The sequence below is a fragment of the Lysinibacillus parviboronicapiens genome (assembly GCF_003049605.2).
Classification (GTDB): Bacteria; Bacillota; Bacilli; order Bacillales_A; family Planococcaceae; genus Lysinibacillus; species Lysinibacillus parviboronicapiens.
This window is the reverse complement of the sequence record NZ_CP073713.1, coordinates 4,215,995-4,232,561: the sequence shown is the minus strand read 5'-3', so window position 1 is coordinate 4,232,561 and position 16,567 is coordinate 4,215,995. Positions and strand designations below refer to the sequence as shown.

Annotated in this window: 14 protein-coding genes, 1 pseudogene and 1 riboswitch; of the genes and pseudogenes, 12 read left to right on the top strand and 3 right to left on the bottom strand. The window is 37.1% G+C overall.

Annotated elements, in window-relative coordinates:
- Positions 1-5: 5 nt before the first annotated feature.
- From C9J31_RS20505 to C9J31_RS20465, 9 genes are all read left to right on the top strand, one after another.
- The gene (locus C9J31_RS20505; RefSeq protein WP_107950023.1) at positions 6-1,103 is read left to right on the top strand and encodes a pentapeptide repeat-containing protein; all 1,098 of its coding nucleotides are present in this window, start codon (positions 6-8) and stop codon (positions 1,101-1,103) included.
- Between the two features lie 58 nt (positions 1,104-1,161).
- Positions 1,162-1,659 (top strand): hypothetical protein, encoded by a 498-nt coding sequence (locus tag C9J31_RS20500; protein ID WP_107924721.1) that lies wholly within the window; start codon positions 1,162-1,164, stop codon positions 1,657-1,659.
- An 87-nt stretch (positions 1,660-1,746) separates the two neighbouring features.
- Entirely contained in the window at positions 1,747-2,145 is a 399-nt protein-coding gene (locus C9J31_RS20495) for a DUF4280 domain-containing protein (RefSeq protein WP_010857170.1), read from the top strand.
- 30 nt (positions 2,146-2,175) lie between these two features.
- Positions 2,176-7,677, top strand: coding sequence for a DNA/RNA non-specific endonuclease (locus C9J31_RS20490; RefSeq protein ID WP_107950025.1), 5,502 nt, complete (start codon positions 2,176-2,178; stop codon positions 7,675-7,677).
- Positions 7,678-7,694: 17 nt separating this feature from the next.
- The gene (locus C9J31_RS20485) at positions 7,695-8,234 is read left to right on the top strand and encodes an SMI1/KNR4 family protein (RefSeq protein ID WP_107950027.1); all 540 of its coding nucleotides are present in this window, start codon (positions 7,695-7,697) and stop codon (positions 8,232-8,234) included.
- A gap of 772 nt (positions 8,235-9,006) precedes the next feature.
- A complete protein-coding gene (locus C9J31_RS20480; RefSeq protein WP_107950029.1) occupies positions 9,007-9,285 on the top strand; it encodes a hypothetical protein in 279 nt (92 codons plus the stop codon).
- 573 nt (positions 9,286-9,858) lie between these two features.
- Positions 9,859-10,665: an RHS repeat domain-containing protein gene (locus C9J31_RS20475; RefSeq protein ID WP_107950031.1), complete on the top strand. Its 807-nt coding sequence runs from the start codon at positions 9,859-9,861 to the stop codon at positions 10,663-10,665.
- A 198-nt stretch (positions 10,666-10,863) separates the two neighbouring features.
- On the top strand, positions 10,864-11,319 hold the full coding sequence (locus C9J31_RS20470; RefSeq protein ID WP_202974690.1) for a hypothetical protein: 456 nt from the start codon (positions 10,864-10,866) through the stop codon (positions 11,317-11,319).
- Between the two features lie 13 nt (positions 11,320-11,332).
- Complete coding sequence (locus tag C9J31_RS20465) at positions 11,333-12,007, top strand: hypothetical protein (protein ID WP_107950033.1); 675 nt, start codon at positions 11,333-11,335, stop codon at positions 12,005-12,007.
- Between the two features lie 431 nt (positions 12,008-12,438).
- Here the strand turns inward: C9J31_RS20465 and C9J31_RS20460 are convergent.
- Positions 12,439-12,769, bottom strand: a pseudogene (locus C9J31_RS20460) (IS3 family transposase); the annotation flags it as partial.
- Here C9J31_RS20460 and C9J31_RS20455 point away from each other — a divergent pair.
- Positions 12,770-13,375, top strand: a complete 606-nt coding sequence (locus tag C9J31_RS20455; RefSeq protein ID WP_107950035.1) for an RHS repeat protein — start codon at positions 12,770-12,772, stop codon at positions 13,373-13,375.
- 228 nt (positions 13,376-13,603) lie between these two features.
- Here the strand turns inward: C9J31_RS20455 and C9J31_RS20450 are convergent, their stop codons facing one another.
- Entirely contained in the window at positions 13,604-13,807 is a 204-nt protein-coding gene (locus C9J31_RS20450; protein WP_010857183.1) for an alpha/beta-type small acid-soluble spore protein, read from the bottom strand.
- Positions 13,808-14,035: 228 nt separating this feature from the next.
- On the opposite strand from C9J31_RS20450, the gene C9J31_RS20445 reads away from it, so the two are divergent.
- A complete protein-coding gene (locus tag C9J31_RS20445; RefSeq protein WP_107950037.1) occupies positions 14,036-14,533 on the top strand; it encodes a YehS family protein in 498 nt (165 codons plus the stop codon).
- A 119-nt stretch (positions 14,534-14,652) separates the two neighbouring features.
- Here the strand turns inward: C9J31_RS20445 and C9J31_RS20440 are convergent, their stop codons facing one another.
- A complete protein-coding gene (locus C9J31_RS20440) occupies positions 14,653-15,696 on the bottom strand; it encodes an NERD domain-containing protein (RefSeq protein ID WP_107950039.1) in 1,044 nt (347 codons plus the stop codon).
- A gap of 259 nt (positions 15,697-15,955) precedes the next feature.
- On the opposite strand from C9J31_RS20440, the gene C9J31_RS20435 reads away from it, so the two are divergent.
- Complete coding sequence (locus tag C9J31_RS20435; RefSeq protein WP_054767662.1) at positions 15,956-16,150, top strand: hypothetical protein; 195 nt, start codon at positions 15,956-15,958, stop codon at positions 16,148-16,150.
- A 235-nt stretch (positions 16,151-16,385) separates the two neighbouring features.
- Positions 16,386-16,470: riboswitch (cyclic di-GMP riboswitch) on the top strand.
- Positions 16,471-16,567 lie beyond the last annotated feature (97 nt).

Below are 16,567 nucleotides of genomic sequence, written 5' to 3'. Positions count from 1 at the left end.
GATGCATGAAACGAGAAGAAGCATTACAGCATTTTATGGATGAATGCGTGTCAGTTCATGTCAGCCGGTTGCAGGAGAAGGTTGATCGACAGTTTCGCCAAGAGAAGGAAAAATTGCTACAACCAATCATTGACGCACTTGAACAGCTGTTTGCGAATATTAGAGATCAGCAAGATCAGGAAAAGCTAGCGCCAGTTGGCTTTATACATTTCTCATTATTGCGAACATCATTACTAGAAAACAAGTGTACATATTTGCTAGAAGCATATGGAGAAACATGGTACTACGATTGGGTAGAATGCACGGCACAGTATGAAGCAGAATGGCTTAGTGAGGCGATTATAGATTTACAAAAAACGCTTGAAAAAGAAAGAAAGCCATATCTCTCCATCCAAGCAGCTGATATTCGAGGGATCATTCAACAGACAGTGGCCCTGTTTCATCAGTATATCATTCAATTGGTACGCTACCTTTTTCGCTATCAACAAGAATGCGTGCCTGAAATAGATTTTCAACGAACAGCGTGCTTACGATTTCGTGTCGGTGAATATAAAGGGTTTAGTGAAGATGTTGCGATCATTGATGAACGGGAACGGGTAGAAAAAAATCTTCTCGCATGGTTAGAGAAAGAAGAGACGGACAAATCGTATACGTTTGAAAATTTCTCAAACCTTCAATTACAGCAGAAGCATTTCAACCAAATAGACTTTTCCTATGCGAATTTCAATGGCAGTGACTTAGAAGGTGCTTCATTGAAACGAAGTGTTTGCATGGGTACTAGTTTTGTAGATTGTAGGTTAGTGCAAGTTGATTTTTCTTATGCAGTCATTCAAGATGCTGATTTTCGAAATGCCAATTTAGCAGGCGCTGATTTTACGCATGCACAGGGAAAAACGCTGATGCTTTCCGATGATGAAGTTGCGTGTTACCTAGGTACTGATTTCAGTAATGCAAATTTGGAAAATGCAAGGTTTGAGTTTGCGCAGATCGCAGGTGCCAATTTTACAGGTGCCAATTTAAAAGGTGCCACCTTTTTTAAACGCGATCAAGAGAAATGTTTATTTAGCCCAGACCAGATAGAAGACATTCATTGGATTTATTAACTTTGGTGTCATGTGCAAAAGTTATGAGATACAGCAATGATGGTTACAGGAGGAAAAGATGGAGTATTTTATTGTTCGGCAAGATCAAAGTATTACAAATCCAATCATTCCGTTGAAGACAGACCTCGATGATAACTTTGTCTGTTCATCTGTATTCGGGGAAGTGGTAGAGAAAGAGAATGCGCTATATCTGGATTATTTGGACAAGCCTCGAAGAATTGTGTCTGATGATTTGAAAGCATTGTTAGCGAAATACGAGGATAACTTAGATTTTACTGCCATAGTGTTTACGGATATGAAGAAAGGGACACAGCGCGTATATTGGCTTATGGACATTGTGAAGAAGAACTGTATTTCCCATGAGACAACTTATTATCCAGACGGACAAATGAAGGAGCTCGTGATCGACCCTAAGAAAGTGGAACTGGATTGTATTTTTCAAGTCGATAGCAAAAAGCAATCTTTCACCATAGTCAATTTAGATGTGGCAGAAAGTATGTTGCGCAGACCCTTTCTCGGGATCCAGTTGCAGCGAGTAAGACTAGAAAGACGATAAATAAATTCCAAAGCACTGTTGCATGTAGTGTTGGACAGTGTTGAAGCGATATTTAACCACAAACGAATACGAAAGGAAGTATGTCTAATGGCTCAAGTTGTGGAAAATTTGGAGACAGAAAGTACGGAACAGGAGCAATTTAGTTATGTGGTACATGGGGCAATTATTTCCTGTGAGCATGGTAGCCATCTTAATTATTTAAACTTACCGCAAGATCATGGCGTATATATCAAAGGGAAGGCCGTGATGAATGTAGGGGATCGAAACCCTGAAAATATTCCAACCTTTGGTGTGTGCTTACAGTTGAAAAAACCTTGTACGCCAGTATGTTCCATTGATTGGTTGGAAGGGATGGAAAATGTCAATGTCGAAGGGAAGCAAGCGTTATTAAACCGCTGTCATACTCAATGCTCAGCAGGTGGAGGCAAAATCGATATTGTTCATGACGGGCAAGAGGAATTAGAAATACCGATACAAGGTTTTTAAAAGAAGTGGTTCATTGAAAGGAGGCAAGTAATGAAATCGCTAGAAGAAAATAAAGTACATATGATTAGTACGTATGAAGATCTTGTGCTCGAATGGCCTTATCCACTTATACATTTAGATAAACTAACAATCAAACATAAGGGCAATGACCATGCGAAATTGTACTTCACAGGAATGATTGCTGAGGAGCAAGCGCAAAAATATATTCAGCGGGTCAGTCATACAGATGAAGTTGTAGTGAGATTTGGGCGAGAGAGGGACATATTATTCTCAGGAAGAATTGAAAATGCGGAGTTGCAGGCATCACAAGGCGTGCATTATGTCTCAGTTGAGGCTGTATCGTTTACGGCAAATATGGATATTGAGAAGCGCTCACGTTCTTTTCAAGATGTGAGCATGACGTATGTACAGTTAATCAATAACATTGTGAGCGCCTATCCTAATGGGGATTACATCGACCAGGCTTCTAACGGTCAAGCCATGGATAGTATTTCGATTCAATACTTAGAAACAGATTGGGCATTTATTAAAAGAATGGCCTCCCGTTTGCACGCGGTTGTTTTTCCTGATTTAAAAGGAAAGGGTGCTCGATTCTGGCTTGGTACACCTCAAAGTAGGAAAAGTGTAACCATCGACCATCTACCTTCTGTCTTACGTATGGATGTCGATGCGTACCGGTTGATTACTGAAAACGATGGTACGGATGTGAGCGAAGCCGATTATACTTTTTGTGAGTTTGAAAGTACGGAAGCTCATGAATTGGGCACGTTGGTGCAATTCAAGGGAAGATCCTATGTCGTAACGGCTAGGGAAACCCATCTTGATGGGGGTGTGTTGAAGTTTCAATATACTGCCCAACCAGAGAAAAGTATTCGTCAGCGATTGGTACGCAATTTAGATCTCATTGGTGCAGCATTTACAGGAAAGATTATTGATGTCACGCAGAACACAGTCAAAATTCATTTAGATATAGATAAAAACCAGGGTAAAGAAAAAGCACATTGGTTTGCTTATTCCGCAGATGCCAATGGCGTTATGTATTTAATGCCACAAATAGGTGCACGTGCTCAATTGCATTTTCCGAGTGCAGTTGAAGAAGAGGCCATCGTCATCAGCTCGGTGCGTGTTGACCCAGTCACACCAGAGGGTGGACAAAAGGCAACGAAGAAAATGGCTGATTCTACCGTTAAGTCATTAGCGACCAATGCTGGGAAAGACATGACATTAGGTGTTGGAGATATTACCTTTAGTGCAGTAGATGGGGTATTGGATTTAAAAATGGATGATGGAGAAGGCATAACATTTCTTAGCAACAGTACCATCATGCTAGCGGCAGATGAAACACTCGAAATTAGTGGAATGAAAGAGCTAGCTGTGGAGGCGGAAGAATGGATTGCTGTATCAGCGCAGGAGCAAAGTCATGTGATTCTTGCAGCTGACACACAGTTAATTAGTACGCTCATTGAGCAAGAAGGTACGGAGAAGCAAAGTCAACCACCGAAGTTAAATGAAGAAGCAATCGAAGCTACGTCGAAAGTCGACTTAATTTTCCCGCAAAAGGCAGAAGAGAAGAAAGAGAAGAAAGGCTGGTTTAGTAGTTTAGTAGATGGCGTAAGTTTAGCACTGGATGTCGCTGGGTTTATTCCTGTCATCGGTACATTTGCAGATATTGCGAATGCAGGAATTAGCTTGGCAAGAGGAGATTACATGGGGGCAGCTATGAACATAGTAGGTGCAGTCCCAGTAGTTGGAGATGCAGCAAAAACAGCCTATAAGGCCGGTAAAGCGGCAAAAATTGGAGATGCAGCCATTACAACCGCAAAAGCTGCGGATAAGGTAGTGGATGCATCAAAAGCAGTAAAAGGGATGAAAGCAGCTTATACGAAAGTTTCTAAAACGCTAGATACAGTAACGGGGCTAGCCAACAAAGGATCTAAGAGCATGAAGACAGCAGCAGATAAAGTCATCTCCTCGATGGATGAAGTGCTAGCTGTTTCGAAGGCAGTAGACGGAATGAAGGCTATGGCGAAAACGGAGCTAACGAAATTTAATCATGGGGTATTAAAGAAATTTAATTGTACAAAAGGGTTAAGTGATAAATTCTGTAAAAAAGGTTTTGAACCCGTTGATTTAATCACAGGGCGTATGATATATGAAGGTGTCGACTTCGAACTACCTGGACCGATCCCCCTAGCATGGGAACGTGCTTGGTACAGTGATAGTAGTCGGGTTGGCTTGTCAGGTCATGGTATGCACTTTACATACGATCTAGCCTTAGAGATATTTGAAGAAGAAGACCTGATTGGGATTGTGGTGACAGATGGTCGCGCAGTTGGCTTTCCAATTTTACCAATAAATTTGTCATATTTTAATAAAAAAGATAGAATGACCCTGACAAATACAGGTGAGGAGTATCATTTGTTTGAGCATGATACACGATTGATCTATGTATTTGAACAAACAACAGAGACAAAATACCGTTTAAAAGAAGTAAGAAATGAGCAAGACCATCATATTCAATTTGCGTATAACCTTAAAGGCTTTTTATCCCAAGTAACCGACAGTGTGGGTAGAGTGCTCGAGGTTACTACTAATGAGGCAGGCAGAATGACAGAAGTCGCCTTACGTAATCAGATGAGTCGTGAAGTTTTGGTCCGATATATTTACAATGATGGACAAGATTTAGTTGAAATCCAAGATGCATTAGGGCAAAGTACGCATATAAAATATAACAATCACTTAATGATGCAAAAAACGGATCGAAATAAAAATACCTTCTTCTGGCGCTATGATGGGCCAACTACAGGTGCACGAGTCATCAAAACATGGGGAGATGGCAATGTCCTTGCAGGTGAGCTTGTGTATCATGAAGGCTATAACGAAATTACGAATAGCTTAGGCCATAAGAGTACTTACTATTTTAACGAAGATAACCTCTGTACGAAAATCGTTCATCCAGATGGTAGTGAAGTCAGCTATGAATATAATGAGGACTTTGAATTACTCCAAGCAGTAGATGAAGATGGTCGTGTGACGACATTTAGCTATGATGAGTGGGCAAATCCAGTGACGATTACGCGTGCAGATGGCAGTACCTTATCCTCACAGTATGATGACAAGGATAGGCTGATTCAAGCTGTTAGCGCAGAGGGTGGAAGTAATCAGTGGATTTATAATGAAGATGGGACATTACAGGAAAATATTTTAGAAGATGGCACGAAAACGGAATTCTCGTATAATGAGCATCATTTAATTGAAACGGTAACGAATGCGCAAGGCCATATGGTAAGCTTAGCTTATGATGCTGATCTGAACCTGAGTCAAGTGACATTGCCAGACGGGACAAGTTCGACATGGGCGTATGACCGTCGTGGTAACTGCACAACAACGACCAATCCGCTAGGGGCCACAGAGAAATTCCGTTATGATAACTTGAATCGCCTTGTACGGGCGAACCTATCAGATGGTAACGATGTGCAATTACAGTACAATGCCTATGACGATATTGTTTTTGCGAAAGATAACCATACGCAAGTAGCCTTTGATTACACCATTCTCGGCAGCTTGAAAGCTCGAGAACAAGGTGGCAAGAACGTCAAATTCAACTATGATACAGAGGAGCAGTTAACCGCTGTCATCAATGAAAAAGGCGAAACGTACCAGTTTGAACGTGATACGAAAGGAAATATCATCAAGGAAATCGGCTTTGATGAGATGGAAAAAACGTATGAGCGAAGTCTAGCAGGATTGGTTCAGAGGATTCAACGTCCTGGTGATCGTTGGACAGCGTATCAACATGACAATTTAGGAAATGTCATTCGCTCAGATTATTATGATGACACTTGGGAAACGTTTGGCTATGACAAAAATGGTTCGTTAATAGAGACTGTCAATGAACATGTAACCGTTAAACTGGAGCGAGATCCATCTGGACAAGTAATCAAAGAGTGGCAAAATGACCATTGGATTGCAAGTAGCTATGATGAATTAGGCAACCGTTCCCAAATTACAAGTAGCTTAGGTGCAAAAATCGATGTCGCTCGTAATGAAATGGGCAATGTGTCGCAAATCACAGCTTCTCGCTCAGAGCAAGAACAGTGGACAGCAGCGATGCAATACAATGAACTTGGTCAAGAGATTGAGCGAATCTTACCAGGGGATGTTATCAGCAAATGGCAATATGATATAACTGGTAGACCAACACACCATCGAATAAGTAGTCAAAACCGTGATACACGAAGACGAGCTTATAATTGGGATGTGAATCACCGATTACGAAGTATGGTCAACGAGTTAACAGGTGTTCGAGTGACCTATGGTTACGATGAATTTAGTAACCTCGTGTGGGCTAATCAAGATAGTCGTCAATTTGACTTCTTATATCGCAGTGTTGATGACGTCGGGAATTTGTATGAAACGAAAGAAAAGACAGATCGTGTCTATGGTGCCGGCAGCAGATTGCTTGAAACGAGAGATGCCAAATTCTTTTATGATGAGGAAGGGAATCTCGTTGAGAAAGTCGAAAAGAATGGTGATACGTGGAAGTACGAATATAACGGCAATGGCATGATGTCGAAGGTCATCAAACCAGATAAGACAGAAGTTACTTTCAAGTATGACTCACTAGGTAGACGAATAGAGAAGTGTTCTCACGAGAGAACTATGAGATTCGTGTGGGATGGGAATACTATTCTACATGAGTATTCAGAGAATGATTCAGTTGAACTAGAAAATGATAATCTAGTCACATGGGTATTTAATGATGGGTTCGTACCTTCAGCTAAAATTACGAGTGAAGGTAACTACAGTATTATTAGTGATTATTTAGGAACGCCTGTAGAAGCCTATGATCAAGAAGGTAATCAAGTTTGGTTAGCAGAACTTGATGTTTACGGCAGAGTGAAAGAGTTTATAGGTGAGAAAGAATTTATTCCATTCCGTTATCAAGGGCAATATGAAGACGAGGAAATAGGTCTCTATTACAATCGATTCCGTTATTACTCGCCTGATATGGGTATGTATACGCAGGTTGACCCGATAGGCTTGGCAGGCGGGAATCCGACTTTGTACGCGTATGTGGGTGATCCAAACATCTGTATAGACATCTTTGGTCTGAATATAAATTATGGATCATTGGATCATTTAAATCGACCAACAGGAGTGTCAGCAACAATCACATCTAATATGCTAAATACTGGTACTGCAGCAAGCAGCTCCATTCATCCACCAGGTTGGGATACAACACCTGGACATGGAAATGCCAGAGGTCATTTATTAGCAAAAGTTTTAGGTGGTTCAGGTACTGATGTCAGAAATCTTGTGACAATAACACATATCCCTGTTAATTCACCAGTAATGAGAGGATTCGAAATGAGTGTTAGGGATGCAGTTAAGTCTGGAGAAACTGTATTTTACAAAGTAACACCTATATATGATGGAAATAAGCCTAAGCCTATAGGAATAACGATGCATGCTAGAGGGAGCGGTGGATTCTCTTTAGATGTCAGCGTTGTACACAAATGCAAACAGTAAAATATTAGGAGGAAACAATGTCTTTAGAAAAATTAAAATCAATTCTACCAGTACCTAATTTAGCAATTTCTTCAGATAACTCTTCAAATTGGAGTGAAGTTGAAAATAAATTAGGGGTAGTATTACCTTCAGACTATAAAGATTTTATCACTTTATATGGTTCAGGTATTATTGGAAACTTTATAATGATATACTCTCCTTTTACAGAAAATGAAAATATGAATTTTTTTATTCAACAAAATTTGAATAAAGATGCATATCTAACTTTAAAGGTGAGTTTCCCTGAGGACTATCCATATGAAGTATTCCCAACAAATGGGGGAATACTGCCTTGGGGACGAACTGAAAATGGAGATACATTAAATTGGATTGTGGATACTAATCAAGGTGATTGGGCTATTTTGATAGATGATGGATCAGGTGATTACTTTGAATATAAAGGCTCTATGACTGGATTTCTACATGATGTTTTAAGTGAAAGTATTGTTTGCCCTATATTTCCAAATGATTTTCCTGATAAAAATAGTAAAAATACCTTTGTTGGTTTAAAGGATTAATTATCATATAGTTTGTTTGGTGATCTTCTTCTGTTATTTGGTTGAGCTGGCTGGGGCGATATTTATAAAATCTATAACTTATATTCCAGATGCACTTAATGCATACCATATCGTAAGGATGAAAGAAGCAGAATCTTGGTGATAATAAAATTTAATTCATAGTATTTTTCTGATGATAAAGTTCAACCATAGGTAAGAAGACGCTATAAGCCCTTCTTACCTATTTTTTTTGTATTAGAACCAGAATCGTCTTATCCGTTTATATTTACTTCCCACTATCGATAATCTAGTCACATTTATAACACACTTACGAAGTATGGCAAAACAATTGAAAGTTTAAATCAAAAATACAATTGTTTAGAGGTTCTCAATTTCTATAATGTGACTTTAATTAGTCCAGTAAAAAATTAGGAAAATAGCCTTCTTAAGATTTTGAATTATGTTCAAAGAGCCGACGTAAGAGCTCCTTCCTTACATATTTTTTTGCGTTAGAACTGGTTTTTGTATTTAGAACTATTTGAATAGGGATAGGATTCGAAGACAGGATGTTAAATTTGAGGAGTCTATTCCATGGTCTCAAATTAGTCCGTCAACTGTATCTGAGTCCTTAAAAAGCTTTTCTAGTAAAGGGAATGGCACATTAAAGGTTAGTTCTATAGGGTAAAGGTTTGGAGCTGATTGTCCTGGATAAAGAAGAAAATAGCCACTGCTTTGACTATTATTTAGATGATGAAAAGGGATATGATGCTTTAGAAAGATATTGGAATTTTTTATGTGGCTAGATACAGAAAATATTAATAATAGCGATTGGTTAAGCCCATTTTATAAAACCACGTTCAGTAATGGGAAAAAAGTGATGGATGGGAACCCAATATTTTCAGTGAGATCAAAAAAAGATGGAAGGATAATAAGGGTTATTCAAGAAAATCCAATTGATGGGGACGTATTTACCTCATGGAGAAATAGTACTGTTGATGCCAAAGGTACTCTGAATGAATTAGTAATAGTTTGTACATTAAATAGTGATAATTTGAAAAAGCAAAAAAGATAATAATTAGCTGGATTGTGGGATGACTTTAATATTTTGATGAAAGCTAATTACATAATTCTAAAACATATGTAAAGAAAAGTCATAATCTCTTTCTTTACATATGTTTTTTTGTTTAGATCCTTTGTTTAGATTTTAAAACATCAGAGTATAACCCTTTAGTTCAATCAATGCGTAAAATCTATTATTTAAATTCCGGGTGCATTTAATAGATACCGTATTGCAAGGATGAAAGAAGCATAAGAAATCTCCCTTCGTTTAATGATACTAATTCAGTAATACACCTTATATATTATAAAATCGCATTAAATGGTATTATATGTTATAAGAGATTTAATGTTCCAAAGAATAATTATTATTAGACGTTGGGCAGCAGGGAGACGATTGGCTATGACAAAAGTAGTTTGTTAATTGTGACTGAAAAGGAGTATGTGGCCATAAAGCTTTAGCGATACTGGACAAGTAAACAAGGAATGGCAGAATGACCATTGGATTGCGAGTACTTATGGTGAATTAGGCAATCGTTTACAGATTAAAAGTAGCTTAGGTGCAAAAATCGATGTCGCTCGTAATGTGATGGGAAATGTATCGCAAATCACAGCTTCTCATTCAGAGCAAGAACAGTGGACAGCAGCGATGCAATACAATGAACTTGGTCAAGAGATTGAGCGAATCTTACCAGGAGATGTTATCAGCAAATGGCAATATGATGTGACCGGTAGACCAACACAGCATCGAGAAAGTAGACAAAACCGCGATACACGAAGACGCGTCTATAATTGGGACGTCAATCATCGATTACGAAGCATGGTCAACGAGTTAACGGGTGTTCGGGTTACCTATGGTTACGATGAATTCAGTAACCTCGTGTGGGCCAATCAAGACAGTCGTCAATTTGACTTCTTATATCGCAGTGTTGATGACGTCGGGAATTTGTATGAAACAAAAGAAAAGACAGATCGTGTCTATGGTGTCGGCAGTAGATTGCTTGAAACGAAAGATGCAACATTCTCTTATGATGAGGAAGGTAATCTGATTCAGAAAGTTGAGAAGAATGGCGATACGTGGAAGTACGAATATACCGGCAATGGCATGATGGCAAAGGTCATCAAACCAGATAAGACAGAAGTTACTTTCAAGTATGACTCACTAGGTAGACGAATAGAGAAGCGTTCTGACGAGAGAACTATGAGATTCGTGTGGGATGGGAATACTATTCTACATGAGTATTGTTCGGAGAATGATTCAGTTGAACTAGAAAATGATAATCTAGTCACATGGGTATTTAATGATGGATTTGTACCTTCAGCTAAAATTACGAGTGAACGTAACTACAGTATTATTAGTGATTATCTTGGAACGCCTGTAGGTAGAAGCCTATGATCAAGAAGGTAAAAAGGTTTGGTCGGCTGAGCTTGATGTTTATGGCAGAGTAAAAGAATTTACAGGTGAACAAGATTTCATCATTCCGTTATCAAGGGCAGTATGAACTGTATTATAATCGATTCCGATACTACGACCCAGAACAAGGGAATTATACTCAAATAGACCCGATTTGGGCTTGCGGGTGGGAATCCTACTTTGTATGGGTATGTGAGTGATCCGAGTATATGGATAGATCCGCTAGGTTTAAGTTGTAAAAGACCAGGCGGATACAAAACTAATGACGTTGATGAACATAAAAATCTTTCTCCTCAGAAAAATAGAGCCCCAGGGCATGCTAACAAATCGGCTGATAATTTGGTTCAATCACATCATTTTATCCAGCAGGAATGGGTAAGACAAAATTTAAAAGGTGCTAGTAAAATAAATAGAAATTCACCAGCAATATTAGTAAGGTCATCTAGTGGACAACCACACGCACAAATTAGTAGATTGCAAAATCTAAGGAGAGCTAATTCAGGGTATAATAATTCATTAAAATCAGAATTTAATATTGCTTATAGAGAAATGGTACAAGCGGGTGTACCCAAAAAGCATATTCAAAGGCTTGCAAAAGAAGCTTATAAATACTTTAATGGACTAGGTCACATTTAATTGGAGGAAATCAATGATTTTAAATTTTAAGTCGTTACCTTTAATCGCTAGAACAGAAAGAAACATTGATGCAAATGAGATCAATATCAGTTTTCAAACTAATACGCCTTCGAGACTGATTGAATTTTGGAAATATTTCGAGGAAGTTACATTTGAAAACGGAATTAATATTTATGGTTTTGACATTGCAGTGGAAAGGAACAGGTTGTATGAAGTAAGTGCTTACGCACCTGATTATATTTTGATAGGGGATGACGGTGGGGGACAAGGAGTGTTTCTAAAAAAGAATAGCGACCAACTAAACGTATTCTATCAAGATTTGGGTGCATTGTCGTCGCCTTTTTATTCTTTAGATATTGATTTATTTAGTTGGCTTGAAAATAATCCAGTTATAGATGAAGAAGATTTTCCCTCAGACGAACTTGATTTGATAGATGAGGTAAAAGTGAATGTTGTCAGAATACCAAATGATGCAAACAAGTTTATTATGGAAATAAGAAAATGTTTTAATTTAAAACTTTCTATTATCGATATTAGAGAAAAACTGAATAGTTTACCTTTTTTGGTTATCCAAGATATCACACTTATGAAGTATGGCAAAACAATTGAAAGTTTAAATCAAAAATACAATTGTTTAGAGGTTCTCAATTCAAAGAATGTGATTTTAATTAGTCCAGTAAAAAATTAGGTAAATATCCTTCCTAAAGTTTTTGAGTTATGTTTAGAGAGCCGACGTAATAAAAAGATTAAAAAGTAGTTAATCAAAAAATTATGTTATTAAAATAAATACTTTAATTTCAGTAAATTTATTGCAAAACATTTGTAAGGAACGAACGATAAGCCCCTTCCTTCAAAAAAATATCCAGCTTGTAAACGATTGGGGTAATTTTATGAAATATTTTATGTTAGTCAATGATAGTGCAAATTCCCCCATCTATTTAGCAATGTTTTATTATTTCGATTCGAAAATTGAAATTATTGATGTAAACAAGCTTTAAAACGGTCTGCATTATATTGAATTAGTCGATACCGATTTTTAGTTGAGTAAGCAAAGCAAAAGAATAGTAAATTTCCCCTTGGTAATGAAGTGACCCCGAAATGTTAGACAGAGTTATTTCATTAGGCAGAGGTTTGGGCATGAGTTCGATATTGTATCGGACTCATGTCTTTTAACGTGGGCCTTAATTCGTTTTGTATTCTAATACGTTATGTATTTTTATAATTCAATTTTAAAATGCGCTACACTTTTAAACTCTTAAAAGTATAGAAATTATAACTTTAAAATGCCAAAGAAATTCCCCATAAGGAAATTGTCGTAACAATTTCCTTTACGAGACATACTTTGTTAAATAACTCTCGATTGAAGCGAATGGCGTTATTGTTTCATTTGATAGTGTCAACCTTGATCTGAATGTATCAGTAGCTGGTGCTCTTCTGGTAGGCGCTCTATTTGCATCAAGTAACATTGCCAGACGGGACGAGTTCGACATGGGCGTATGACCGTTGTGGTAACTGCACAACAACGACAAATCCGCTAGGGGCCACAGAGAAATTCCGTTATGATAACTTGAATCGCCTTGTACGGGCCAATCTTTCAGATGGTAACGACGTTCAATTAAAGTATAATGCCTATGACGATATTGTTTTTGCGAAAGATAACCATACGCAAGTAGCCTTTGATTACACCATTCTTGGCAGCTTGATGGCTCGAGAACAAGGTGGCAAGAACGTCAAATTCAACTATGATACAGAGGAGCAGTTAACCGCTGTCATCAATGAAAAAGGTGAAACGTATCAGTTTGAACGTGATACGAAAGGCAATATCATCAAGGAAATCAGCTTTGATGAGCTAACCAAAACGTATGAACGAAGTCAGGCAGGATTAGTGCAGAGGATTGTTCGTTCAGATAATCGTTGGACAGCGTATCAGCATGATGGTCTAGGGAATGTCATTCGAGCTGATTATTATGATGATACCTGGGAGACGTTTGACTATGACAAAAATGGTTTGTTAATTGAGACTAAGAATGAGCAAATGACCGTAAAGCTAGAATGAGACTCATCTGGACAAGTGGTCAAGGAGTGGCAGTATGACCATTGGATTGCAAGTAGTTATGATGAATTAGGCAATCGTTCACAAATATGGTTGTTTCTCCAATTTTTCTCCTCATGCGGTATAGAAATCCCCTTTAAGTATGATGCTAGCTACAGCGTACTGTAGTTTTTTTAACATTATCTACTTAAAGGGGTTAGTATTCGTTTTTTACTTTAAAACCTTTTATATTTAAAATTTGCCTTTTGATTGTCTTTCAGCCATTTCAACAAGTCGTTTCGTAATTTCTCCACCTACTGAACCGTTTGCGCGAGAAGAAGCTTCTGGCCCAAGCTGTACGCCGAATTCTTGTGCGATTTCATATTTCATTTGATTAACAGCTTCTTGTACACCTGGAACTTGAAGTTTATTTGAGCTTCGATTATTTGTAGCCATATTTCTCACCTCCTTGTGATATTAGAATGGTCGATTGTTTGTTTTTCATACATTTAAAAAAGAGATAGATGCGCAAGCTAAATACGAAAGCTAGGTAATATCTAATTGCGTGAATTTAAAATAGTTAGTTAGCTTAAAAATGCAATTACCTCTGTTATAATTAAGCCAAGTATTCATTTCACATAGAGTGAAATTGCGGTTTCAATGGAAAAATCAGGAGGGTTTTAGATGACGGATAATGATATGTTGATTCGTTTAAGATACGCATTAGATATAAAAAATACAGAGATGGTAGAAATTTTTGAACTAGGCGGTATGAGCTTTACAAAAGAGGATGTATTGAACATGCTCATTAAAGTGAAGGATGAGGAAGAAGCACCCGAACATTTCATTAAATGTAATAATAAGATGTTCGAAGCATTTTTAAACGGTTTTATTATTTTTAAAAGAGGACCTCAACAACCAAAACCTGGTCAAGCAGAAAGTCCAACGGTACCTGTTAAGACTACAGAGAGCCCTAATAATATGCTATTAAAGAAAGTCAAAATTGCACTAGCACTAACAAGTGAAGATATGCTTGAGATTTTATATGAAGGTGGCGTCACGGTATCTAAAGGTGAATTAGGCGCTATTTTAAGAAATCCAAGTCATCGCAACTACAAAGAGTGTGGCGATCGCTTTGTGAGAAACTTCTTAAAAGGTTTAACGATGAAATATAGAGGTTAAAAAGACCCTCAGCCGGATGTATCAACTCAGTTGAGCGGGAAATTTATTGTATATTCAATTTAGAAAGGAGCTATCTCATCCATTGAGACAGCTCCTTTTGCGTGGTTATAAATAGGAAGTTAACGACAACTATAACGTTGAATAATAGAAATTAACTCTTCACCAAATGCATTTACCTTGTTATCACCTATACCGTGAATCGCTTTTAACTCGGCTAAGGTAATGGGTCTGTGTTGAAGTAATTGTTCTAATGTTTGATTAGAAAAAATATGAAAAGCTTTGAGATTGGCTTTGTTGGCTTGTTGTTTACGATAAGAACGTAAAGCCTCTTCTAACTCAGAATGATTTAATGTCCTCACAGGAGCTTGCACATCTTTAATGTCTGTTTCTAATGTTTCCTCTAATAATTTGTGATCGATGGTATCGTCTTTATGTAAAAAAGTCTTTTCTTGATGGTGGGATAGTATGCCGTTACTAATTTCTTGCATTTTATTGTCAAGAAAATGAACAGGAGATTTTTGCTTTAATTCTTTAGTGATGTAGGAAACTAATTGATCTGCACGAAGTACAATTTGACGTACTTCAGTACTCGCTTCCTTCATATCTAAGATTGTTTTTGGATTAGTAAATACGACGACATGTTTAATAGGTGTCTTATTAATTATTTCATGTTGTTTTAACACATTCTCTAAAATAATAGCCTGTCTTTGTACTTGACGAATAGGGCTATAAAAGCCTTCCTCGAATTGTAAGTGTTTATTTCTATAGACTTTGCGAATAAATTCATCTTTATCATTTATTTTGATGTTACCATAGTAATTTTTCACTTCGATTACTAATATAAATTTTCTTGTTAAAACTACAAAGTCTAATTGTGCTTTGTTTTCCTCAGATGCAATTTTTATATCATGTAGAATATGTAAAGGTAAATAAGAATTTTTCAGTTCGAATAAAACATTGTTTTCGCCCTTAGCACCTAACTGCCAAAGTTGTATATCCTTCGAAATGTTATGTTGAATACGATCATCCTTTGTTGCATAAAGTTTATTTTGTAAATCCCGTAGTTTGATGTCAGAAGCTTGTTTTACGACAATGGGTTTCTTTAATTTTTCAGTATCTTTTAGTGTAAATGTGATTCTTTCAAAAAAATTTCGTTTTATCAAACTGTATCACCTGCTTAGACTTATTTAGTATATTATAACCATCATATGGTAAATGTGGATATCTTATATTCTATAAGAACGTAAGTAGAGAAGTCGTAAAGACAGAGTAATCCATTTGAATGTCGTTTTAAGAACAATGAAATTAAAAAAAATTGTGTTTTAGACCGTTGACAAATTGTGACGGAATTGTGTACAATTAATTTGACACAAAATTGTCACAAAAGGGAAAGTAAAATGTTCACGAATAGAGGGGTGCTTTATGATCTATTTTGATATTTTCTTAATTGCTATTGCATGTGTAAGTACACCATTAATTGTTGCGGTTATATTGGATATTTTCTATGCTGAAAAAAAACAGGTTCGTTTTTCATTACGGCGAACTTCGTTATGGTATGTATCTGTTTTTGCATTATCCTTCATACCATCCGTCTTACTAGTCATGCAAAATGTCTAAATTTATGAAACAAGATTCATCACTTAGGGGTAAGTGAAATGTAAAAATAAATAGGGTAGCTGGAACGATTGTAAAAAGCGTTTTAGCTACTCTTTTTTTGTTTTGATTAGTCAAGGCCGAATGATTCAATAGTAATGTTCTCATAGTTTGTAAAGTTGTAGTAAAATAGTGATAAAATATGTGCACTTTTACATAGTAATATTGACTGATTTTACCCATTGTGTTAATTTGAGGGTGTAAAGATAGGCAAATCTACTGAAAAGTAGAGACGCAAAGCTACAGGTCTAAGGCATTAATGCTATGGCGGCTGGGTTGCCGAAGATTGCTAGTTATAGAAGTTATTGCTAGTGTATATTCTTTAGTAACCTATTTCTTTTGAAATAGGTTTTTTTGCACTTAAACATTGGAGGAGGAAAT

Excerpts from the sequence above, each read along its gene's own strand:
- C9J31_RS20505 (WP_107950023.1), top strand. The coding sequence starts at position 6 with ATGAAACGAGAAGAAGCATTACAGCATTTTATGGATGAATGCGTGTCA.
- C9J31_RS20500 (WP_107924721.1), top strand. The coding sequence starts at position 1,162 with ATGGAGTATTTTATTGTTCGGCAAGATCAAAGTATTACAAATCCAATC.
- C9J31_RS20495 (WP_010857170.1), top strand. The coding sequence starts at position 1,747 with ATGGCTCAAGTTGTGGAAAATTTGGAGACAGAAAGTACGGAACAGGAG.
- C9J31_RS20490 (WP_107950025.1), top strand. The coding sequence starts at position 2,176 with ATGAAATCGCTAGAAGAAAATAAAGTACATATGATTAGTACGTATGAA.
- C9J31_RS20485 (WP_107950027.1), top strand. The coding sequence starts at position 7,695 with ATGTCTTTAGAAAAATTAAAATCAATTCTACCAGTACCTAATTTAGCA.
- C9J31_RS20480 (WP_107950029.1), top strand. The coding sequence starts at position 9,007 with ATGTGGCTAGATACAGAAAATATTAATAATAGCGATTGGTTAAGCCCA.
- C9J31_RS20475 (WP_107950031.1), top strand. The coding sequence starts at position 9,859 with ATGGGAAATGTATCGCAAATCACAGCTTCTCATTCAGAGCAAGAACAG.
- C9J31_RS20465 (WP_107950033.1), top strand. The coding sequence starts at position 11,333 with ATGATTTTAAATTTTAAGTCGTTACCTTTAATCGCTAGAACAGAAAGA.
- C9J31_RS20450 (WP_010857183.1), bottom strand. The coding sequence starts at position 13,807 with ATGGCTACAAATAATCGAAGCTCAAATAAACTTCAAGTTCCAGGTGTA.
- C9J31_RS20445 (WP_107950037.1), top strand. The coding sequence starts at position 14,036 with ATGACGGATAATGATATGTTGATTCGTTTAAGATACGCATTAGATATA.
- C9J31_RS20435 (WP_054767662.1), top strand. The coding sequence starts at position 15,956 with ATGATCTATTTTGATATTTTCTTAATTGCTATTGCATGTGTAAGTACA.